The following is a 24,258-nucleotide window of genomic DNA, read 5'->3' on the forward strand; positions in this document are numbered from 1 at the left end:
ACGCCTTGCACTAAACTTTTTCACATTGCTATAAATCTCTTGCTTCATTTTGTTACACCTTATAGGTATTTTATCATTATATTGTTGTATTTACTAACAAAATTTTAAAATTAAAGTTATTTAACAATCATACTAACAACGTCGCCAAACTCTTTAACATCTACTACAAAGCTGCCATTAGTATATTGTTCTGATAGATGAATATCTTTAATATTGCCACTTTCTTCATGTTGTTTTGAATATATTGTATAAGTCATATGATCTGGCTGCACAACATTAGCAGCTACGATGCGATGTGGTGATTTTTTAAGCTCTTTTAATAAAGTAATACCACGTTGTGCACGTTTGGCATTTTGTAAAATATTGAATCCTATGCGTTTTAATGAACCTCGTTGTGTTGCCATCAAGATCGTATTTTTTTCATTAACGATTTGGGTTAAGACAACAAAGTCTTCACTTTTAAGATTAATCGATTTAACACCAGCGGCTCTAAGTCCTGTATCTGATAACTCTTCACTACTGTAAGTTAATGACATACCTTTGTGTGTTAGCACGGTAATCGCTTGAGGTTCATCTAATCTCATTACATTTATCACTTCATCATTATCTTTTAGTTTCATAGAAACAAGTGGTTTGTTATATCTTGATGTTTTAAACATAGAGACATTGCTTTTCTTAATCATGCCATTGCGCGTAGCTAAAATATAAAATGCGTCTGGTCTAAAATCATTTTCACAGTAAACATCGATAACATGCTCGCCTTCATCAATGGGTACAATCTGTGATACATGCTGTCCTAAATCTTTCCACTTAATCTCTGAAAGTTTATGAACTGGAATATAAAGATGTCTGCCTTTATTCGTAAATACTAATGCTGTGTCTAATGTATTGACTTCTTGGTATTTGAGCATTGCATCGCCATCTTTCACACCTAGCTCCTCTACACCACTTGCATTAAAGCTACGTAACGATGTTCGTTTAATGTAACCATGTTTCGTAATACTCATAATCACATTTTCACTTGGCACCATAACTTCTTTATCAATCTTAATTTCACTGATTTCAGCTTCTATAGAAGATAAACGTTGTTGTTTATATTTATTTTTAATTTCGCTCAATTCTTCCTTGATAACATTTAACAAAGCATCATGATTATCTAATATATTTTTTAAATGTGCAATTTTAGCTTTTAATTCATCATGTTCTTCTTGTAGTTGTACAATATCTGTATTTGTCAGACGATATAACTGCAACGTAACTATCGCCTCAGCTTGTGCTTCTGTAAAATCAAACTCAGAAACTAAATTATCTTTAGCATCTTTTTTATTTTTTGAATTTCTAATGAGCTTAATAACTTCATCTAAAATTGACAAAGCCTTCATGAGACCTTCTACAATATGCATTCTACTCTCTGCATTATCCAATTCAAAACGTGTACGCTTTGTAACTACATCAATTTGATGATTGAGATAACTGTCTATAAATTGACGAATACCCATAAGAAGCGGTCGACCATCACTTATTGCTACCATATTAAAATTATATGCCACTTGTAAGTCTGTATTTTTATATAAATAATTAGCAACCGCTTCGCTATTAACATCTTTCTTTAATTCGATGGCAATACGTAACCCTGTACGGTCAGTTTCATCACGTACTTCTACAATACCATCTACTTTTTTATCTGCTCGCAGTTCATCCATCTTTTTAACAAGTGCACTTTTATTAACTTCATAAGGTAATTCAGTAACGATGAGTTCTTTTCTACCATTTCTTAATTCTTCAACATCAACTTTAGAGCGCACAACAATTTTACCTTTTCCGGTTTCATACGCTTTCTTAATACCGTCTATTCCTTGAATAATACCACCAGTAGGAAAATCGGGACCTTTGATATACTTCATCAACTGGCTTACTGTGATATTTGGGTTATCTATATACTTCAATGTTGCTTGAATAACTTCAGCGAGATTATGCGGTGGTATATCCGTAGCATAACCTGAAGATATGCCTGTACTTCCATTAATTAACAAATGTGGCAGTCTAGCTGGTAAAACCATAGGTTCCATTGTCGTATCATCGTAGTTAGGCATAAATGGCACTGTTTCTTTATTAATATCTCTTAATAGCTCTTCTGAAATTCTGCTTAATTTCGCTTCTGTATAACGCATAGCTGCTGCTGGATCGTTATCGATACTACCATTATTACCTTGCATTTCTATCAAAACATGTCGCAATTTCCAGTCCTGACTTAATCGAACCATCGCATCATATACAGATAAATCACCATGCGGATGATATTGTCCGATGACATCACCGACTGTTTTTGCACTTTTACGGAAATTTTTATCAAATGTATTACCACTAGCATACATAGCGTATAAAATACGTCTTTGAACAGGTTTAAGCCCATCACGAACATCTGGTAATGCACGCTCTTGAATGATGTATTTACTATATCTACCAAATCGGTCGCCAATAACATCTTCCAGCGACAAATCTTGAATTATTTCACTCAATTCATTTCCTCCTCATCAGAATAATCCTGTTCTAGTATTTGAATTTCATTGTTATCCAGAATACTTTGATCTTCTTGAAGACCAAATTCAACGTGGTTTTCAATCCACTCACGTCTAGGAGCTACTTTGTCTCCCATTAAAGTTGTTACGCGTTTCGATGAACGTAACTCATCATCAACTTGTACTCGAATCAACGTTCTTGTATCTGGGTTCATCGTTGTTTCCCATAATTGATCAGCGTTCATTTCACCTAGACCTTTATAGCGCTGTAAACTAAATCCTTTACCTAATTTTTTTTGTAATTTTTCTAATTCTTCATCTGTCCATGCATATTCTATTTTCTTAGAAGCACCTTTACCTTTTTCCAGTTTGTATAATGGCGGTAAGGCTATAAATACTCTTCCTGCTTCTACTAAAGGTTTCATATATTTAAAGAAAAATGTTAGTAAAAGCACTTGAATGTGCGCACCATCAGTATCAGCATCTGTCATTATAATGACGCGGTTATAATTGCTATCTTCTAATTTAAATTCATTACCTACACCTGCACCTATTGTGTGGATAATCGTGTTAATCTCTTCATTTTTAAAAATATCTTCTAAACGTGCTTTTTCAGTGTTTATAACTTTACCTCTTAATGGTAAAATCGCTTGATATTTGCGGTCACGTCCCAATTTTGCAGAACCGCCAGCTGAATCACCCTCAACTAAATACAGTTCTTTTTTCTCTGTATTCTTACTTTGTGCAGGTGTTAGTTTTCCTGATAACAACGTATCTTTTCGTTTATTTTTCTTACCAGATCGCGCATCTTCTCTTGCTTTACGTGCTGCCTCTCTTGCTTGCTGGGCTTTTAATGCTTTTTTAACGAGTGCTTTTGACAATTGTCCTTTTTCTTCTAAATAATAAGGTAATTTTTCAGATACAACAGAATCTACTGCACTTCTCGCTTCAGGCGTGCCTAACTTAGACTTAGTTTGTCCTTCAAATTGTAATAATTCTTCTGGAATACGAATAGAAATAATCGCTGTCAAACCTTCACGTATATCATTACCATCTAGATTCTTATCTTTTTCTTTCAATTCATTAATACGTCTAGCATAGTCATTAAATACTCTCGTCATGGCTGTTTTAAAGCCAACTTCATGCGTACCGCCATCTTTAGTACGTACATTATTGACAAAACTTAAGATACTCTCCGAATATTGATCATTATATTGAAATGCGACCTCTACTTCTATTCCATTAGCAGTTCCAACAAAATTTGCTACATCATGTAACACTTCTTTACCTTCATTTACATAACTTACAAATTCTTTAATGCCATCTTCATAATGGAATACATCTTCTCTTTCTTTACCAGATCTTAAATCCTTAAGCGTAATTCTAAGATTTTTAAGCAAAAATGCTGATTCTTGTAAACGTTCGCTTAGCACGTCATAGTTAAAAGAGGTTGCTGATTTGAAAATTTCAGCATCTGGTTTAAAGGTAACTTTAGTACCTGTTTTTTTAGTTTTCCCTAGTTTTTCTAAGCCTGTAGCTGGTATACCACCTTGACTGAATCGTTGTTTATAAATAGCACCATCTCTGTAAATTTCTACTTCTAACCATTCACTTAATGCGTTTACGACTGATGCACCTACACCATGTAAACCTCCTGAAGTTTTATATCCACCTTGTCCAAATTTACCGCCTGCATGAAGTACTGTAAATATTACTTGAACAGTTGGTTTGCCCGATGTATGAATACCAGTCGGCATCCCACGTCCATCATCTTCTATAGTAATACTTTCATCTTTATTTATTGTAACTGCTATTTCATTACCAAAGCCGTTTAATACTTCATCGACGGAATTATCGACAACTTCATACACTAAATGATGTAATCCTCTTTTATCGGTAGAACCAATATACATACCAGGTCTTTTTCTAACGGCTTCTAGCCCTTCCAAAACCTGAATGGAATCATCCGAATAATTATTTTGTTTGTTCATTGCCAATCGTTTCGCCCTCCTACAAACGTACGTTCGTTTTTAAAACTATACATTAGTTATTCTTATATAAATCTTGATAAATTGCAAGTATCAAATTATATTTGAACCGTGTTTTACTACAGTTATAAATTTTTGTTCGTCTAACCGTGGTCATATGTGGTAAAATAATTTTAATGTCATTAAAGGATGTGGATTATGTATGGTGATGATAATAATCATGTTAATTTTAAGTTATCTCATTGGTGCTTTCCCAAGTGGCTATGTAATAGGTAAATTATTTTTCAAAAAAGATATTAGACAATTTGGTAGTGGGAATACAGGAGCAACAAATAGTTTTAGAGTGTTAGGTAAACCTGCAGGATTCCTAGTTACATTTTTAGATATATTTAAAGGATTTATTGTTGTATTCTTACCACTTTGGTTACCAGTACATGCAGATGGTGCTATTAGTACATTTTTCACAAATGGACTCATCGTAGGCGCATTTGCAATTCTAGGTCATGTGTATCCAATTTACCTTGGATTTAAAGGTGGAAAAGCAGTTGCCACAAGTGCAGGTGTGATACTTGGAATCAATCCTCTACTATTACTCATTTTAGCAGCGATTTTCTTTGGCATACTTTATTTAACAAAGTATGTATCACTTTCGAGTATCATAGCATCAATCTGTTGTGTTATCGGTGCGCTGTTAATTCGTGATTATATCTTATTAGTCGTGAGTTTCGGTGTAGGCGTCTTATTAATATTTAGACATCGAACAAATATCGTGAGGATTTTTAAAGGCGAAGAGCCAAAAATTAAATGGATGTAACTATTACAAAAGTCATTAGCAATCAATAAAAAAAATAGCAAACATTGCTCAGTCTGAGATATTCTTATGTCTCAACTATTGAAAAGTAGAAACGAATATTTAGCTAATAGAAAACGACAACACAAAAACTTGTTTATTAGCCAGTTTCCCAACATAGTGAAACAGAAATCTTTAACATAGACTTCTGTTTCACTATTTTTTTATTCACTAAAATAACAATATACACTTCAGAATATTATAATAGTCTTAATTATGTCACACTAATTCACAACATTTTTAAAAATTCTTTGCCCTCACCCTAAAACATATTGAACAATTTGAATTTAAAGAAAATAATACTTAATTATGTTATACTACTTTTATTGTTACTCAAATTTGGGTAATAGATATAGTACTAATTTAAAAATTAGTAACCAATGGTCACAAGTTTTAAACTTGTGAAATGAGAGGGGACTTTTATTATGGATATAAAACTTTCAGATAACGCTGTATCTTGGTTTAAAGATGAACTTGATTTACCTGAAGATAACAAAGTCTTACAATTTTTCGTTCGCTATGGTGGAGAATTCCAATTAAAACAAGGATTTAGCCCTGCATTCAGTGTTGATCAAAAAGATGATGTAGAAATTGGTTACGAAAATCATTTTGACGGCTTAGATGTAGTAATTGCAGAAAAAGACTTATGGTATTTTGAAGACCATGATTTATTCATAGACGTCAATGATAGTGTCGATGAAATTTCATATTCTGCTAAATAATAATAGAACTCAATTCACATAACACAATTGATCATTCATATATAAATATATACTTAAAAAGAGCCTGGTTCCATTCCAGGCTCTTTTTATTTATCATTTTGATAATCTTGTGTACATTTCAAAAACACATTGCAAATCAATCATTGTATATAAATACATACGCATACACTTAATTATGCATTTATACATTTAACTACAACTATATTAAAGTATGCCATTTTTCACTTCAAATGTTTCTCCTGCTTGATTTCTTTTATCTACATCGGCATACATTGCATGCCATTCAGGAAAATATCTATCCAATCTAATAGGCTTAAAGTTATCCTTTCTAATACAAGTCAAAACAGTTGAACCAGTAGTCGCTAAATCACCTACTTCGTTATATACTTCATAACGATAAATTGATCTTAAACGCGTATATTTTTCAACCCATGTCTTAATTTTCACAGTTTCAGGATACTGTATTGTTTTTATATACTTAATATCTAAATCTGTAACCGGTGAAATAATACCAGATTCTTCCATAGCTTTATAGCTAAAACCTAATTTTGATATATAATCTGTACGTGCAACCTCAAACCATGTTGGATAATTACCGTGATAAATCACACCCATTTGATCTGTTTCTGCATAACGTGAAGGAATTTCTGTAATACTATAAATCATTATAAACGTCCTCTTTTCAATTGTTCGTAGTACTTATATATAAATATTAACATAAAAAAGAATGCAAGGCAGAAATCACATTTTAAAATTCGTTGATTATAGACTCACCGAGCTAAAGATAAAACGCTAACGTTTAAAAAATCTATTCAACGTTCGCAAATTAAAATAAAGGCTGAGACACAAAATATTGTCTCAGCCTTAACTATATTCATAATGAACAGTTAATTTGTTAATTTGCTAATTTATTTCTTAATACTAATTGTAAAATACCGCCATTACGATAGTAATCAATTTCTACATGTGAGTCGAAACGTGCAACTGCTTCGAAGTCAATAACTTCTCCATTCTCTTTTTCAGCAGTTACTTTTACTAAATCATGTGGTTTTACACTTTCATCGATATCTACTGAAATCGTTTCTGTACCATCTAAGCCTAAACTATCAGCAGATTCGCCATCTTTAAACTGTAAAGGTAACACACCCATCATAACTAAGTTAGAACGGTGAATACGTTCATAACTCTGAGCGATTACAGTTTTAACACCTAGTAAATTTGTACCTTTAGCTGCCCAGTCACGAGAAGAGCCCATTCCGTAATCATTACCAGCTAATACTACTAAACCAGTGCCATCTTCTTTATATTTCATCGCTGCATCATATATAGGCATTTGTTCACCAGTAGGCCAATAAGTTGTGAAACCACCTTCTGTACCTGGCGCTAATTGGTTTTTAATACGAATATTAGCAAAAGTACCACGAACCATTACCTCATGGTTACCACGACGAGAACCATAAGAGTTAAATTGACGAATAGGTACGTCATGATCTAATAAATATTTACCTGCTGGTGTATCTTTACCGATAGCACCTGCTGGAGAAATATGGTCAGTCGTAACTGAATCTCCAAATTTACCCATAATACGTAAATTATTTAATGATTTAATATCATCAGGTTCTTTAGATAAGTTTTGGAAGAATGATGGATTTTGAATATAAGTTGACTCTGGATCGAAATCATATAACGGTTGGTCTGTTACATCGATTTCATTCCACATTTCATTATTATTATAAACAGTTTCATATTCTTCTTTAAACAATTCAGGAGTAACAACACTGTCTACAGTATCTGCGACTTCTTTAATTGTTGGCCAAATATCTTTCAAGTAGATATCTTCTCCATTTTTACCTTTACCTAAAGGTTCATTTTGTAAATCAATATCGACTGTACCTGCAAGTGCGTATGCAACTACTAATTGAGGTGATGCTAAATAGTTCGCTTTTACTAATGGATGAATACGTCCTTCAAAGTTACGGTTACCTGATAAAACAGAAGTCACAAGTAAATCTTCTTCAGCAATCGCTTTTTCGATTTCTTCTAATAATGGGCCTGAGTTACCGATACATGTCGTACAACCATAACCTACTAAATTAAATCCTAAGTCATCTAAATATTCTTGCAGACCAGAATCTCTTAAATAACCAGTAACAACTTTAGAACCTGGCGCTAACGATGTTTTAACATATTCAGGTACTTTCAAGCCTTTTTCTACTGCATTCTTAGCTACCAAACCGGCACCTAACATAACATATGGATTTGATGTATTTGTACAAGATGTAATTGCTGCAATAGCAAGGTCACCTGTAGTCATTTGTGTTTTAGAACCATCTTTAAATTCAATTGTTGCTGTTTTATCAAATTCACTCTCATCGAAACCATGACCTTGGTTACCAGCTGGTGCAGTAACAGATTTTTCAAATTCTTCTTTCATATCACTTAAGAAGATTAAATCTTGTGGACGTTTCGGACCTGAAAGTGAAGCTTCAACTGTAGCTAAGTCTAATTCAACAACGTCTGTATAATCTGGTTCATCTTTATCAGCAGTAAAGAACATATTGTTTTCTTCTAAATATGTTTTAACTAATTCAATTTGTTCGTCTGAACGACCAGTTAAACGTAAATATTTTAAAGATTCTTCATCTACAGGGAAGAAGCCACAAGTTGCGCCATATTCAGGCGCCATATTTGCAATTGTAGCTCTATCTGCTAATGGTAGATGTTCTACACCTGGACCAAAGAACTCAACAAATTTACCAACAACGCCTTTTTTACGTAATTCTTGTGTTACACGTAATGCTAAATCAGTTGCAGTAGCACCTTGAGGTAACGCATTGGATAATCTAACACCAATCACTTCAGGAATTGGGAAGTATGAAGGTTGACCAAGCATACCAGCTTCGGCTTCAATACCACCTACACCCCAACCTAATACACCTAGACCATTAATCATAGTTGTATGTGAGTCAGTACCTACTAAAGTATCTGGAAAAGCAACTGTTTCTCCGTCTACTTCACGTGCGTGAACAACGTTTGCTAAGTACTCTAAGTTAACTTGGTGTACAATACCAGTTGCTGGTGGAACTGCACTATAGTTATCAAATGCTTTAGTAGCCCAATTTAAGAATTGATAACGTTCATAGTTTCTTTCAAATTCTAATTTCATATTTCTTTCTAGTGCGTCTGGATTCGCATAGCTATCTACTTGAACTGAGTGATCGATAACTAAATCTACTGGCACTTCAGGGTTGATTTTGTTTAAGTCTCCCCCAACATCATTCATAGCTTTACGTAATGACGCTAGGTCAACAACTGCAGGTACACCAGTGAAATCTTGTAAAATAACACGAGATGGTTTGAAAGGTACTTCACCTTCTGTACCTTTATTGAATTCTGACAATGCTTTGATGTGCTCTTCAGAAATAACAAATCCATCTTCTTGTCTCAATTCAGATTCTAGTAAAACTCTAATCGAATATGGTAATTTGGATATCTTTGTTAAACCTTGTTCTTCTAAAGTTTTTAAATCATAGTATGTGTATGATTTCCCATTTAGCTCGAATGACTTTTTCGCTTGCTCTTTTAAATTAGAAGCCATATAAATCCCCCTTGAAAATTTTAGTAATTATATGCCGTTAATTAAATTGTATAATTATATGTAACTTAAAACAACTACCTACCATTATAAACCTCTATAATTTAGATTTGAATTTACAATCAGTATGTATAAGCAAAACTTATCGCGAGTGTATCGTGTAATAAGTTATTATTATTAATTGAGAATCATTATCATTAATTTAGAGCAATTAGTATCTAAACAAAAAACTGAGAGCCTATGTTGGCCCTCAGTTTTTAAGACTATTTTTCAGATTTTTCAGCGTCTCTTAACGGCGCTCTTCTATTAATTATATCATCTTCAAAATCTTCTTGTTGATATTGTACATAATCTTGTAATCTGTGTTTGTTAGGCGTTAAAGTTAAGCCTAAGAATTTACGTTCCTTATTTGCATCCTTGTAGAAAGAAATCATCATCATTATAACTACAAAGGAGAATGGTAACGCACTAATTATCGCAGCACTTTGAATTGCATTCAACGCATCTGCACCATTTCCTCCACCTGCAAATAGTAATACGAAAGCAATTAATGACTGAGCAATACCCCAAGTCACTTTAACAACATTTGAAGGTTCTAATGAACCAAATGTCGTTTGCATACCTAATACAAATGTTGCAGAGTCGGCAGATGTAATAAAGAATGATGCAATGAGTACTAGTGCTATCAACGACAATATAATTCCAAATGGTATTTCATTAAACACACCAAATAGTTGTGTTTCAGCAGTCATATTAAATAGTTCTGGATTTTTCTTACCAGTTTCAATACCTAATACACCAAATACGCTGAACCATACAAAACTTACTAAAGCAGGTACTAAAAGTACACCAGCAATAAATTCACGTACTGAACGACCTTTAGAAACACGTGCTATAAAGATACCTACGAATGGACTCCAACTTAACCACCAGCCCCAATAGTAAAGTGTCCAGCTAGACATCCATTCACGTTTTTGTGGGTTTTGAGCTGCTGTATCAAAAGTATTAAATAGGAATGAATTTAATAAACTACCTGTTGAACTTGTCATCATATTTAATATCAACACAGTTGGTCCAATAATTAAAACTGCAATCATTAAGACCGCACCCAAGCTAATATTTAAATTACTTAAGTATTGGATACCTCTACTTAAACCTGACCATGCACTCATAATAAATAGAATCGTAACGATCACAATAATGATTGCTTGTACCCAAATAGTATTTGGTACACCAAATAGGTAATTCAAACCACCATTGATTTGTAGTGCACCCATACCTAACGAAACAGCAACACCGACAACTGTTGCAAATACTGCTAACACGTCAATGATCGTTCCAATTGGACCTTCTACTTTATTGCCTAAGATAGGGCGTAACGTTCTTGAGATAAGTCCTGGTTCTCCTTTTCTAAACTGAGCGTAAGCAAGTGCTAATGCAACCACACCATAAATAGACCACGCATGGAATCCCCAATGGAAAAACGTAGAACGTAATGCTTCAGTATATGCTGCAGTAGTTTTAGGTTCCGCATTTGGCGGTGCAGCAAAATCTGCCATAGGTTCAGCAGCACCGTAGAACACAAGTCCTATCCCCATACCAGCACTGAATAGCATCGCAAACCAAGATATCGTATTAAACTCTGGTTTATCATTTGGTTTACCGAGCTTTAATTTTCCAATAGGACTAAAAATTAGGAAAATACAGAAGAAAACAATAAACGTTGTAAGAATTAAGTAATACCAACCCAATTTATCTGTAATCCATAGCTTAATTGTGTTAGTAACATTGTCAAATTGTTCTGGAACAATTGCCCCGATTAAAACAACGATACCAACAATAATCGCACTATAAATAAATACTGGGGATATCTTCTTACCGTTTGGTTGATTTTCAGAAGAATTCACAATTAATTACTCCCTTTCATATTCATATTAAATTTTTAAATCTAAATAGAAATTTGCAAAAATAAATTTATTTCTATTTTTTAGTTTAACCATTCATAAGAATAACAAACATCTATGTTAATATCAAATTCACTTTTAAAAAGTATTTTCATAATTTAATAAATATTGTATAATAACATTTATATTAAATATATTTAATTAAGAGAGGTTAATAATATGCTACAAGAATTTAAAGATTTTGCATTGAAAGGGAATGTCTTAGATTTAGCAGTAGCTGTAGTTATGGGTGCAGCTTTCAACAAAATTGTAACAGCTTTGGTTTCATATATTATCATGCCATTAATCGGTTTAATCTTCGGTACCGTTGATTTTGCCAAAAGTTGGTCCTTCATGGGTATCAAATATGGTATGTTTGTACAATCGATTATTGACTTTATTATTATTGCATTCGCACTATTTATATTTGTTAAAATTGCAAATACATTGATTAAACAAGAAGAAGAAGAAATTGAAGAAAACACAGTACTATTAACAGAAATTCGTGATTTATTACGTGACAAACAATAAACGTTAACACGAAATATTATTTAGTACGCTCGTATTTTTGTAAGAAATTAGGATAAAATTCCTTAAACTATAATCCCGTAAATGAATTTTCGACATTCATTTACGGGATTATTTTGTGATTTGGACATTCTACCTTTAATTCATAAGACGAGCTAACTTGTTGCTATTTCCTTTTTATAATAAGACTCTTTGTTACAAATACTTCACCCCTAGTTTTAAATTTAGCGCTATTTGTCTAAGCTATTCTCAATAAAAAACAAGGCCTTTGCATATTATTAATAGATGATTAAACTAAACTTATAACCTAAATCAACATATCATCCATGTATAAACTTTCATTAAGTTTATTTTAAAATGAAATTATTTAAATAAGTATCATCAATGCCCTTATATACCTATTTCTTTAAGATTAAAAACAGTGAATTACTGTTCATAAAGCAATTCACTGTTTTTATGCTTTTATTGTTTTATAAACTTTGTTTTACTTTGGTATTGTTCTGTCTGCACTTCTAAAATAAGTGGAATACGTTGCTTTAATTCACTAACATGAGAAATAATTCCAACCATTCTTCCAGAAGATTTTAAACTAAGTAGTGTATCCAAAGCAGTTTCTAGGGTCTCCTGATCTAAAGTACCAAATCCTTCGTCTATAAACATCGAATCTAATGCAATGCCACCAGATTCCTGTTGTACTACTTCACTCAGACCTAAAGCCAGCGCTAAGGAGGCCTGGAAGGTTTCTCCTCCTGATAACGAAGTAATATGTCTTTTCTTATTAGAGTGCGAATCAAATACATCTATTTCTAAGCCACTATACCCTTTTGAAGTTTGTTCCCTTCTAACTAATTGATACCTTTCACCTGTCATCAATGATAAGCGTTGGTTCGCATGCGCAAGTATGCGTTCTAAATAATAAATTAAAACAAAATTTTCTAAAGTTAATTTTTGTTCATTTTTCCCAGATAAAACTTCTGCTAATTGAAAAACTTCTTGTTGTTCTTGTAGTTCTTTTTCTAAATGATTTATAATAGCATAAATATTATCAATTTTCTTGTTGTTAAACTCAAGTTTATAATTATGTTTACTTAACATCGCTTTGGCATGATCTAGTTGTATTTTTTCCTGCTCATAATCTTTTTTTAATTGATTAATATCACATAATTCTTGGTCATTAATTTCTGTTTCCAGCTGTTTGATGATAATCTCAAATTGTTGTTTCTCTTGATTAAATTTGTTGATTTCTGCTTCTATTTTCGTTTTATTAGGAATTTCATTAATCGTGTGTTCTACATCTTTTAATGATGTAAAGCCAATTCTATTCATTTCATTGTTGATTTTATGGTCCGCTTCTTTAATATCCTTTTGCAAACTCTTTTCAGTATTGTCAAGATGTGTTTTGTTATTCATTTCAAGTGACAATGCGTTTTTAGATTCTTGAAGTTGCTGTACTAACCATTCATATTGCTTTTGATAATCATTGACTTTCACTAATGAATTGTCATAAGCAGTAATAAATTTATCCACGTCTGTATATTGTGTTGTATTTTCAAAATCATTTATCATCAATGTATTTTCATCTAATTTGAATTGTTGCGTTTTTAAATCCAATTCTAACTCATGTGCTTTCTGCCTTAGATTAAAAATTTTCTCTTGAAGGTTTCTAATTACTTCATTTTCCTCTTCTAGCAATCTTTTTTCTTTTAATAAGTTATCTTTAGTTAATTCTAGCTCAGTATAATTTGTTTTTTCTAAATCATCTAAGTTAAATCTATGTAACTGTTCTGAAATGTGATGCCATTCACTTTCATATTTAATTTTTTGCTCTTTTAATTTTAGACGTTGTTGTTCTATATGATCAAGCTGACTATGTCTTTTGGTAAGTTCATCAAAATCTATATGATGTTCAATTTCATGAATTTCATTGCCACAAAGTGGGCAAGTATCACCTATAGCTAGCACTGATTGTAACTTAGATATCATATCTTGTTTATTATTTAAATCTATATTAGTTTTATCGATTGCTTCATATTTAGCGTCTAATGCACGCATTTCAGAATTAATATGTTCAGTTTGGTTTGTTATGTTAGTTTGTCGCTTTTGCAAGTCTTGATATTCGTTTTTATTCAACTCATTTTGTTTGTTAACCTTAATTTCATTATCCAACTGATGTATTTTTTCATTAAGTTGTTCATTTCTTTTATAATCTGGTTCTCTGTCATTTAATTTTTCAATATATTGATTAAGTAGTTGTTTTTGTTGCTCATACGTTGATTTTAACTCGACATATGTGTAATTTAAATTTTCTCTTTGTTGATATATATCTTTATACTTATCAAATTTATTGTAAAATATTTTAGAATTTTCTATAAATGATTTCGATTTCTCTATTGTTTCAGATAGTTTCTGATGTTTTTCAAATTGTTTCTCGTAGTCTTCTAATTGTCTTTGTAAATTTGAAATGACTGCTTTTGTTTCTGTTTTATCTTTTTTTATCTCTTCGTGCTTTTTTAAAAGTTTCTCTTTTGAATCAAGTAAATTAGAAAGTGGTCTTACCTCATTGATCTCATTTAATAGTTTTATTTGATTTTTTATATGATTTTCATTGGATAACAAATCTTCTTGCTTTTGCTTATTTTGTTCAAGACTTGTCATAGCATCTTGAAGTTTTAAATTACGATTTAATAAATTTTCAGCTTGCTCAAATTTTTCAATACTTCTTTTTTCAGCTGCTAATAAATCATTTTGAATAGAATCGCCTATACTTTTGAATTGTGGTATTAATGCTTTAATTTTATCAGTTTGTCTTGAACTAACTTCTTTATATTCTTTTAACACACTATCATCAAAAGTATCCAAATCCATCCAATCCGTTTCAAGTGTATGATATCGCTTTTCAATATTCGCCCTTACCTCTTTAACATCATCATTTAACAATTTTTGTATTTCTTCAAATCTTTGACTATTAAACAATGTTCTTAGTATTTCTTGTTTTTCTATACTTTTAGATAATAAGAAACGTTTAAATTCACCCTGAGGAAGGATAAATAATTGTCTAAACTGTTCCGAATTAACTCCAAGTAACGATCTAATAAATTGATTTCCAGCATTCACTTTACTTTCACGTAATTCATATGTATCTTCAAGTTGATAAATTGAAAGTTGTCCAAGTGTTTTATTTTTATTGCCTTCTTTTACAAATGCACCTTGTCGATTAATTTTATAAATACTATCTCTCAATTTAAACTCGAACTCAACGACCATTGGTAATTTAGCATCTGCAAAGTGACTACGTAAATCCCCTTCGTTTCTATCTTTTGTCGATGCTTCACCAAATAAAGCGAACACAATAGCATCAAATATCATCGTTTTCCCTGATCCCGTTTTTCCGCTAATTAAAAACAATTGATCATTGTTTACTTGTTGAAAATCAATTGTTTCATCTAAAAAAGGGCCGAAATTAGTTAATTTTAAAGTTAAAGGTCTCATTTAGTCTGATCTCCTTCAAGTAAATGATTTAATACTTTACCAATTTTATTATTTTGAACGCTCGTTAATGTTTCATCCGTCATATTTTCAAAAAATTTATTAATGATTGTTTTATCATCTAATTTTTGTATTTCTATATTTTCATGATGTAACGAGGTATTAAATTCAAACGAACTATTGGTAAGTGACAACGTGTTTGGATAAATTTGTTTCAAATGCATCATAGGATCACTAACATGTGACATGTGTTTTAGTTTAAAATGTAAATAATTGTTTTTATCTTTTATGTCTAATTTTTCTTGGATAGCATCTTCGTAGTCCCCTTCAATGACTTCTAATTGTCTTAAAGGTGTTAATGGTTTAAATTCATTTTTTAATTTATGATCTATCACTTCAATTACCCTATAACCTTTAGGTTGTGTAGCTTCTGAAAAAGAATATTGTAATAAAGAACCACTATAATGAATAACATCCGAATTTATACTAAATGGATGATGTAAATGCCCTAACAATACTGCATCAAATTGTTGGAATGAATTTTCTGCAACTGATTCAACAGTGCCAATTGTCAATGCTCTTTCAGATTCGCTGCGAATACCACCTTGGACTGTGAGATGTCCTACCAGCATATTCACTTTATTTTCATTTATATTCTGCGTTATAAATTCTATTGATTTATTCACGGCTTGTTGATGCGTTTCAATCGTTTTATCATTAAAAAAATAACTTGTTTCATTCACAGTAGAAAATGGTAATGTATAAAAATCAATATTTCCAATCGAAATAGGATAACACATATCTTCTAATGAGGTTCTAATATAAAGTTGAGATTTTTCAAACCACTTTGAGCCATAATTTAACCGTTCTTTACTGTCGTGATTTCCACTTATAATCACTAAAGGAATGTTCATTTCTAAATTTAACGTATTAATTGTATTTTCTAATAACTGAATTGCTGCTTTGTTCGGATAACTTGTATCGTATAAATCACCTGCTATTACGATTACGTCTGGTTTTTCGTCGTTCATTTTATCTATAAATTGGTTTAATATATGTGATTGGTCTTCCAGTAAAGATTTTCCATTCAAAATCCTACCTAAATGCCAATCAGCTGTATGTATAATTTTCATTCTATCACTCCTAATAGAACATCCGTTCGATTTTATGATATAATACTCCAACTTAATACTCAAGTAATTTCTCAAAATATAAAACAGGCTACTTAAATTCCGTGATTTTTAAGGAAATTTAGTAGCCTTTTGTATCAAGCATATTCAATTACACTAGTATTATTACATATTTCGCTTATTTAATTAATGTTTTCTTAACTTTTTTATATTGATATAACATAGCCAATCTCCAAGGTACAATCATACAAAATGCTAGTAAGAAAAACATGCCAGCAATTTCACCTGGATCTATTTTATTACTAATAAATATTTTTATAATCGTTCTAATCAACAATAGCGAAATTAAGATAATAGGAAAAGCTTTAGAACGCTTCATATATATTTCACTACCGTATGTCTCAAAACGAGACGTCCAAATCAATATCGTTGAGAAAAGCACGCCTAATATAATGCATTCTATTATTTCCATACCTGTTAACCTGAAATAAGGAACAACATACATTAATGCACCTGTTGCCATAAAAAACGGCGGTAAAATAATTTTCTTTTCATTTACTGGATATTGTTGCGCCTTCATTCTTACAACGATTACCCCAATACCCATTAAAAAAGCTACAACTATAGAAAAAACTAAATATAACATGCTTACACCTTCTTTATGTTACTGGCTAAATCTCCACCTAAAATAGTATATCATTTTACTATTTAACATTCAGTAATTTTAATATGTTTCATTTGATCTGTATAACATGTTATTTAGCCTTATTTGTAGATTTCAAAATTCAATTATGTATATATCAAATGATTAATGCCAACGTCGGGAGGTATTGATAGAAAATTACTCAAAATAAAATAAGCCTTGTTTCAGACTTATCTTATTCATTGCTATTTAAATAGCACGTGTTGTATCACAAGCTGACAATGCATTTTCTAAAGTATATCTAAGATAATTCATATCATGCATTTGCATCGCATTGTGATATTCTTTGAAAGCTTCATCAGTAGAAAAGTTAATATGCATATTTGCTAGTCGATCTAAAACTTCTTTGTCTTCCATGTCATAAGCACTCTTCACTTATTAATACCTCCCTTATATATACAAATTATAACAAATATGATTTTACAATCAAATATTTACTGAATATTTAAAAAATAAATTACATTCACTATCACTTTAATTATTTTAATGCCCATTTAAAAAACTTAATCCATCTATAAAATTTCGAATCATTATAGTATGGTTTGCAAATAGCAAAATTAAGCACCATCACATTTATATGACCGAACCTAGATTATATTCTCATTTTTTAAATATAATAGGTATTTGTTCAAACCAAAAAAGCTGACGATTTACTAGTAGGTAGTAATCATCAGCCTTCACAAGACGTTATTTCTTCTTCTTGAATGCGTCGTCTTGATTTTTATTCATCATTGTCATCATTTGATTTATTTTCTTTTGAGATGGTTTTTGACCCATCTGCATCATCATCATTCGTAGCATTTCTTCATTAATTGGCGGGTTCTTTTTCAAATAATCCATCATATATTTTCTCGCAAGGAAAAATCCACCGACTAGTCCTAGAATAAGTGCTAACACGATTAATAAAATTGCTAACCAAGTTGCCATTGTTTCACCCACTTTCCTATCCTAATGCATTTTACTAAAATAAGCACTCCTTTTCAAGAGTGACTCAATTCATTTATATTTCCAACCTTATGTATTATATCAATTATAATTTCAGTTTGTAAATATAATCCAATTTTTATTTATAAATAAAAATTGGTATGAGAACAAATGCTCTCATACCAAAATATTAGCTATCTTTTATACAAATGATTAGAACGATTGAATTTGATTTAGGACGTTTTCTTTAGTGAAACCATATTTTTCAACTACTAAATCACCAGGCGCACTTGCACCAAATCCATCAATACCAATAACTTTACCTTCAGTACCTACATATTTATGCCAACCTAATGATGATGCCATTTCTATAGCTATACGTTTTGTAATTGAAGATGGTAATATTGATGCTTTATATTCATCTGATTGTTGATCAAATGCATGCCAGTTAGGCATTGATACAACACGTACACCTTTACCTTGTCCTTCTAAATCTTTAGCAGCTTCAATAGCTAAATTAACTTCTGAACCTGTAGCTAATAATAAGAACTCTGGATCTTTATCTGATTCAAACACCACATAAGCACCTTTACGTACACCTTCTTCAACAGTTTCTTTAGGTAAATCCATTGTTGTTAGGTTTTGACGCGTTAGTACTAAAGATGTAGGCGTACTTTCTGATTCCATCGCTACTTCCCAAGCTACACGTGTTTCATTACCGTCTGCTGGACGAATAACATTCATGTTTGGAATTGCACGTAAACCAGCTAATTGTTCGATAGGTTCATGTGTAGGACCATCTTCACCAACAGCAATTGAATCATGTGTAAAAATAAACGTTGAATTTAATCCCATGATTGCTGATAAACGAAGTGCTGGTTTTAAATAGTCACTAAAGACGAAGAAAGTTGCTCCATATGGGTGTAAACCACCATGAGCTGCCATACCATTCACTGCAGCACCCATTGCAAATTCACGTACACCAAACCAGATATTTTTGCCTTCAGGTGTATCTTTATCAAAATCAACCGCATCTTTAACGTTTGATTTATTTGATCCTGCTAAGTCAGCTGAGCCACCAAACAATGAAGGCACTGTTTTACTAAGTGCTTGAATGACTTCACCAGAATCTGCACGTGAAGCTCCACTATGTCCTGCTTCAAATTCTGGCAATTCATCTGAGTAGTTCGTTGGTAATTTACCACTGATTGCTAACTTAAATGTTTCAGCTAATTCTGGATATTTTTCACTGTATGTTTCAACAAGTTTATTCCAGCTTTCTTCTTTTTCATTAGCACGTTTCAACATTGTTTGTTGGAAAATTTCATATACTTCATCAGGTACGTTAAAGCGTTTTTCAGGATCCAAACCATAGTTTTCTAATGCTAATTTTCTTTCTTCTTCACCTAATGGAGCTCCGTGTACACCATGAGAAGCTTGTTTGTTTGGTGCGCCGTAACCTATGATTGTTTTTACTTCGATAATTGTTGGTACATCAGAAGCTTTAGCTTCTTTAATAGCATTATCGATAGCATCTATATCATTACCATCTTTAACTAAAATATGTTCCCAACCATATGATTCAAAGCGTGTTTTAACATCTTCAGAAAATGCTTTGTTTAAATCACCGTCTAAAGAAATATCATTTGAATCATATAACACGATAAGCTTATCTAATTGGTTATGACCAGCTAATGATGCAGCTTCATGCGAAATACCTTCCATTAAATCCCCATCAGAAGCTATCACATAAGTATGGTGGTCTACTACGTTAGCGTCTTCTTTATTAAACTTACCAGCAAGATGTTTTTCAGCCATTGCCATACCTACAGACATAGCAAAACCTTGTCCTAATGGTCCAGTTGTTACTTCAACACCATCTGTATGTCTAAACTCTGGATGACCTGGAGTTTTTGAACCCCATTGTCTAAATTGTTTTAATTCATCCAATTCTAAACTACCTGAAACATGTAATAAACTATAAAGCAACGCAGAACCATGCCCTGCAGATAATACAAAGCGATCTCTATCAAAGAAATCTTTTGATTGGGGGTTGAAATTTAAGTGGCGTGTCCATAAAGTATATGCCATTGGAGCAGCTCCCATTGGTAATCCAGGGTGACCTGAGTTTGCTTGCTCAACAGCATCGATACTTAAAGCTCTTATCGTATCTATTGCTAATTGATCTTTTTCTTTATTCATCTAAATGACTTCCTTTCTTATAGCAAGTTTCAGTACTATTATACCTTATTTAGTATTTATTTAACAAAAAATTGATTTAGTTATTATCTTTTTTATCTTTAGAATCTAATATTTTTTTCACCTTTTCAGGTGTTACATCATTGCCCTCGGGATCAATAACTCTTGTACTTTCAATTTGTTTTTTAAAGCTTTTTCGGAAAGAATCTAAATATGCCTTCCTTAATTTCGATTGCTCTTTTGATTCAGATTCAGTTAACCCTTGTTCTTTTTTCTTTTTTGCTAACTCATTTATACGCTTAATATCTACGGCATCATTTTTCGCCATAATAAACCTCCGTAATTCATAATATAGAAAATATAACAAAAAAATAAGCGAAACTAAATAGTTACGCTTATTTTATCAATTTCCTAAGCAAATTCACTTTCACAATAAAAGTAGCTTAATATTTTATTTGGCTTTAGCTAAAAATTGATTAAGTGTCCGTTCGCTTTTTTCATCTGAGTTCATTTGATACTGTTCGTCTTTTGTAGAAACATTTGTCATTTGATGATCTGTCATTTCGTACGTCTGTTCTGATTCGGTATTATAATAAGCAGTCAATATGAATACAGTACATAAAACCATTGTAGCTAACAATACTGCAATATAAGGTTTGATTTGATATATATATAGTTTAAACATATAAGTCACTCCTAGGAACGTTTGTTTGTAGCTATACTTTATCAGAACATCTGTTCTCTGTCAATACGAAAACGAACAAACGTTTGTAAACGTTAATAATACATGCTATAATAAAAATAAATTAACGTAGGGAGTGCCTATTATGAGAGAATTAACTAAGCGACAAAATGAAATTTTTGAATATATTAAGCATACTGTTCATTCAAAGGGTTATCCGCCAAGTGTTCGAGAGATTGGTGAAGCTGTTGGTTTAGCATCAAGTTCAACTGTGCACGGACATCTTTCTAGATTAGAAGAAAAGGGTTATATAAAAAGAGATCCAACTAAACCACGTGCAATCGAAATCGTTACCGAACAATTAGGTGAAACTGTAAACATGGAATCCACAATCCACGTGCCAGTCATCGGTAAAGTAACAGCAGGTATACCTATCACTGCTGTCGAAAATGTTGAAGAGTATTTTCCGTTACCTGAGCACTTTACATCTACACATAACAGTGATATTTTCATCTTAAATGTTGTTGGTGATAGCATGATTGAAGCTGGAATATTGGATGGCGATAAAGTTATCGTAAGAAGCCAAACGATTGCTGAAAATGGTGATATTATTGTCGCCATGACAGAAGAGAATGAAGCTACAGTCAAACGTTTTTACAAAGAAAAAACACGCTACCGTTTACAGCCGGAAAACAGTACAATGTCGCCAATCTATTTAGATCAAGTTGCTGTGTTGGGTAAAGTTGTCGGCCTATTTAGAGAAATTTAATTTTATAGATAAAGACACTCTCAATAAATAAGAGGCTACGCTCTAAGCGTAGCCTCTTATTTATTGTCATTTTTTTCCAAAACATCTTTTACTTTTTCTAGTATATCTTCTGTTTGATCTTTTTTATTTGTTGTCATAATACCTCATCCTCACAGAATACAGATACCCTTTTCAACAATGTATAAACACTATCCCGTATAATTTTCAGTCCAATAAGGTTGTTTGTGTTCATTAAAATCAACACCGACACCTAACGTACTAAATTCATCTTTAAGGATATTTTTTCTATGGCCTAAAGAGTTCATCAATCCTTGATGAGCATAAATACTACTTGGTTGACCATAAGCTAAATTCTCGCCAGCTGCATTAAAATCATGGCCATCTTGTTCTAATCTATCAAATGGTGAATCACCAGATGGATTATTATGGTCAAAATAATTATTCTCAGCCATATCAGTGCTGTGTTTACGTGCTGTATCAGAGATAGCCGTCGAATAATCTAACGTATTTAACCCATGTTGTACTCTTTCAGCATTGACCAAATCAAGGTTTTGCAGTTCAAAACCTTTTGCTAAATTACGCGATGGTGTTGCATATTGATTTTGAAGTCTATTCTCCATTTTTTCACTTACTAATAGTAGCGCAGTAAGATTATTGTCATTATGTTTGTCATAAAAAGCAGTTGTGTAAATGTTGTCTTTTTTAAAATTGTCAAATTCATTATCGCGAACGTCTATACTTAAATGACCTTTGCGTTTTGCAGTTATCGGATCACCTAATCGTTCTCTAACTATATCTTTAGGAGTATTGTATTTGATTTTAGATTTTGAAGAAATAACATTTTGATTACTGTATAGTCCGTTCACTTTACCTTTAATATAACTTACCATAATAAAACGCTTATAATTCTCCGAATAGTAAGTATACCATTGCGTACCATATTCATTTGAAGTAACACGTTTTGCCTTACCTAGTTTTGTTTCAACTTCATCCTTTGACATATTCATTTGAATGTTATTCAAAGCAAATTCTTGCTCATCAGGTACTTTTAAAGCATTTTCAGTTTGTGACTGTTCAGAAGAAGACCAACTATCTACTTTTGCTTTAAATTGTTGCTGTAAATTTTCTAAAGGTGTAAATGCTTTGATTGGAGTAATTAAAACAATACAAAGAAATACAATTACATATAATAAAAATCGTTTAATTTTTTACACCCACTAGTTTATTAGTCTCTATCTCCATTAAAGATTGAGTTTCTTACTATAACATAATCCACTTTAGTCAATGAATTTAAATCATTGCCACCTGCATATGAAATAGAACTTTGTAAATCTTGTTGCATTTCAATTAATGTGTCTTTCAATAAACCTTTATGCTCAACAAACATTTTTTTGCCTTCAACATTTTTGTGTTCACCTTTTTGGAATTCTGACGCACTACCAAAATATTCTTTATACATTTTTCCATCTAATTCAACGGTTTCACCAGGTGATTCTTCATGTGCAGCAAACAGTGATCCTACCATAACCATTGATGCACCAAAACGAATTGATTTAGCAATATCACCGTGAGTTCTGATTCCTCCGTCAGCTATTATTGGTTTTCGTGCAGCTTTACTACAATGGTTCAACGCGGCTAATTGCCAACCACCTGTGCCAAAACCTGTTTTAATTTTTGTAATACAAACACGACCTGGTCCAATACCAACCTTAGTTGCGTCTGCACCAGCATTTTCCAGTTCACGTACGCCTTCCGGAGTACCAACGTTACCAGCGATAACAAATGCTTCTGGTATGTGCTTTTTAATATGTTTAATCATATTAATGACAGCATCTGAATGACCATGGGCGATATCAATTGTTATATATTCAGGAATCACATTATCATGTGCTAATTTTTCAACAAAATCAAATTCACGCTCTTTGATACCAACTGAGATTGAAGCAAATAATCCTTTATCATGCATTTTCTTAACAAATGGTATACGCGCTTCTTCATCAAATCTATGCATAATATAGAAGTAATCATTTTCAGCGAACCATTCTGCTAATGTCTCATTCATTACTGTTTGCATGTTTGCAGGTACCACTGGCAATTTAAATGATTTTGGCCCAAATTTCACAGTAGTATCACATTCTGAACGACTATTTACAATACATTTATTTGGAATAAGCTGTATATCTTCGTAATCAAATATCTTCATAATTAAATAAACCCCTA

General features: G+C 32.0%; 19 protein-coding genes. 4 read left to right on the top strand and 15 right to left on the bottom strand.

All coding sequences use genetic code 11. The features are described 5' to 3' along the window. Positions 1-116: 116 nt before the first annotated feature. Together parC and parE are read right to left on the bottom strand one after the other, a co-directional pair. A complete protein-coding gene (gene parC, locus KA814_RS05875) occupies positions 117-2,519 on the bottom strand; it encodes a DNA topoisomerase IV subunit A (RefSeq protein ID WP_210122695.1) in 2,403 nt (800 codons plus the stop codon). Continuing rightward, positions 2,516-4,510 (bottom strand): DNA topoisomerase IV subunit B, encoded by a 1,995-nt coding sequence (gene parE / locus KA814_RS05880; protein ID WP_164987281.1) that lies wholly within the window; start codon positions 4,508-4,510, stop codon positions 2,516-2,518. The genes parC and parE overlap by 4 nt, the downstream gene beginning before the upstream one ends. A 202-nt stretch (positions 4,511-4,712) precedes the next feature. Between parE and plsY the strand changes: the two genes are divergently transcribed. Further along, positions 4,713-5,321 carry a glycerol-3-phosphate 1-O-acyltransferase PlsY gene (gene plsY / locus KA814_RS05885; protein ID WP_046208729.1) on the top strand — a complete coding sequence of 203 codons (609 nt, stop codon included), beginning with the start codon at positions 4,713-4,715 and terminating at the stop codon, positions 5,319-5,321. Positions 5,322-5,782: 461 nt separating this feature from the next. Continuing rightward, positions 5,783-6,079 carry a HesB/YadR/YfhF family protein gene (locus tag KA814_RS05890; protein ID WP_046208554.1) on the top strand — a complete coding sequence of 99 codons (297 nt, stop codon included), beginning with the start codon at positions 5,783-5,785 and terminating at the stop codon, positions 6,077-6,079. Positions 6,080-6,283: 204 nt separating this feature from the next. On the opposite strand, the gene menI is transcribed toward KA814_RS05890, so the two are convergent. The 3 genes from menI to KA814_RS05905 all read right to left on the bottom strand — a co-directional run bounded on the left by menI (position 6,284) and on the right by KA814_RS05905 (position 11,581). Continuing rightward, a complete protein-coding gene (gene menI / locus KA814_RS05895; RefSeq protein WP_046208555.1) occupies positions 6,284-6,745 on the bottom strand; it encodes a 1,4-dihydroxy-2-naphthoyl-CoA hydrolase MenI in 462 nt (153 codons plus the stop codon). A 229-nt stretch (positions 6,746-6,974) separates the two neighbouring features. Beyond that, positions 6,975-9,677, bottom strand: a complete 2,703-nt coding sequence (gene acnA / locus KA814_RS05900; RefSeq protein WP_046208556.1) for an aconitate hydratase AcnA — start codon at positions 9,675-9,677, stop codon at positions 6,975-6,977. A 260-nt stretch (positions 9,678-9,937) separates the two neighbouring features. Further along, positions 9,938-11,581, bottom strand: coding sequence for a BCCT family transporter (locus KA814_RS05905; RefSeq protein WP_371090931.1), 1,644 nt, complete (start codon positions 11,579-11,581; stop codon positions 9,938-9,940). Between the two features lie 216 nt (positions 11,582-11,797). Here KA814_RS05905 and mscL point away from each other — a divergent pair, with 216 nt between their 5' ends. Further along, complete coding sequence (gene mscL / locus KA814_RS05910) at positions 11,798-12,148, top strand: large conductance mechanosensitive channel protein MscL (protein WP_046208558.1); 351 nt, start codon at positions 11,798-11,800, stop codon at positions 12,146-12,148. 459 nt (positions 12,149-12,607) lie between these two features. Here the strand turns inward: mscL and sbcC are convergent, their stop codons facing one another. The 8 genes from sbcC to sosA form a co-directional block, all read right to left on the bottom strand. After that, positions 12,608-15,634: an exonuclease subunit SbcC gene (gene sbcC, locus KA814_RS05915; RefSeq protein WP_064208999.1), complete on the bottom strand. Its 3,027-nt coding sequence runs from the start codon at positions 15,632-15,634 to the stop codon at positions 12,608-12,610. Beyond that, positions 15,631-16,764, bottom strand: a complete 1,134-nt coding sequence (sbcD, locus tag KA814_RS05920; protein WP_064209000.1) for an exonuclease subunit SbcD — start codon at positions 16,762-16,764, stop codon at positions 15,631-15,633. Before sbcD ends, sbcC begins: the two co-directional genes overlap by 4 nt. Positions 16,765-16,939: 175 nt before the next feature. Then, entirely contained in the window at positions 16,940-17,407 is a 468-nt protein-coding gene (locus tag KA814_RS05925) for a CcdC family protein (RefSeq protein ID WP_046208561.1), read from the bottom strand. Positions 17,408-17,653: 246 nt separating this feature from the next. Further along, a complete protein-coding gene (locus KA814_RS05930; RefSeq protein ID WP_046208562.1) occupies positions 17,654-17,839 on the bottom strand; it encodes a hypothetical protein in 186 nt (61 codons plus the stop codon). 312 nt (positions 17,840-18,151) lie between these two features. Beyond that, positions 18,152-18,391 (bottom strand): YneF family protein, encoded by a 240-nt coding sequence (locus KA814_RS05935; RefSeq protein WP_019467986.1) that lies wholly within the window; start codon positions 18,389-18,391, stop codon positions 18,152-18,154. 210 nt (positions 18,392-18,601) lie between these two features. Beyond that, positions 18,602-20,590, bottom strand: coding sequence for a transketolase (tkt, locus tag KA814_RS05940; protein ID WP_064209001.1), 1,989 nt, complete (start codon positions 20,588-20,590; stop codon positions 18,602-18,604). Between the two features lie 76 nt (positions 20,591-20,666). Then, positions 20,667-20,915: a DUF896 domain-containing protein gene (locus KA814_RS05945; RefSeq protein ID WP_046208564.1), complete on the bottom strand. Its 249-nt coding sequence runs from the start codon at positions 20,913-20,915 to the stop codon at positions 20,667-20,669. Positions 20,916-21,038: 123 nt separating this feature from the next. Continuing rightward, on the bottom strand, positions 21,039-21,272 hold the full coding sequence (sosA, locus tag KA814_RS05950; protein WP_064209002.1) for a DNA damage-induced cell division inhibitor SosA: 234 nt from the start codon (positions 21,270-21,272) through the stop codon (positions 21,039-21,041). A gap of 142 nt (positions 21,273-21,414) precedes the next feature. On the opposite strand from sosA, the gene lexA reads away from it, so the two are divergent. Beyond that, positions 21,415-22,038, top strand: a complete 624-nt coding sequence (gene lexA, locus KA814_RS05955) for a transcriptional repressor LexA (RefSeq protein WP_064209003.1) — start codon at positions 21,415-21,417, stop codon at positions 22,036-22,038. Between the two features lie 188 nt (positions 22,039-22,226). Here lexA and KA814_RS05960 read toward each other — a convergent pair whose 3' ends face one another. Both KA814_RS05960 and guaC read right to left on the bottom strand, forming a co-directional pair. After that, a complete protein-coding gene (locus tag KA814_RS05960) occupies positions 22,227-23,243 on the bottom strand; it encodes a CAP domain-containing protein (protein WP_064209004.1) in 1,017 nt (338 codons plus the stop codon). Positions 23,244-23,263: 20 nt separating this feature from the next. Continuing rightward, positions 23,264-24,241, bottom strand: coding sequence for a GMP reductase (gene guaC, locus KA814_RS05965; protein WP_046208568.1), 978 nt, complete (start codon positions 24,239-24,241; stop codon positions 23,264-23,266). Between the last annotated feature and the right edge of the window lie 17 nt (positions 24,242-24,258).

Source organism: Staphylococcus sp. GDY8P196P, assembly GCF_017891705.1.
GTDB classification, from domain to species: domain Bacteria; phylum Bacillota; class Bacilli; order Staphylococcales; family Staphylococcaceae; genus Staphylococcus; species Staphylococcus ureilyticus.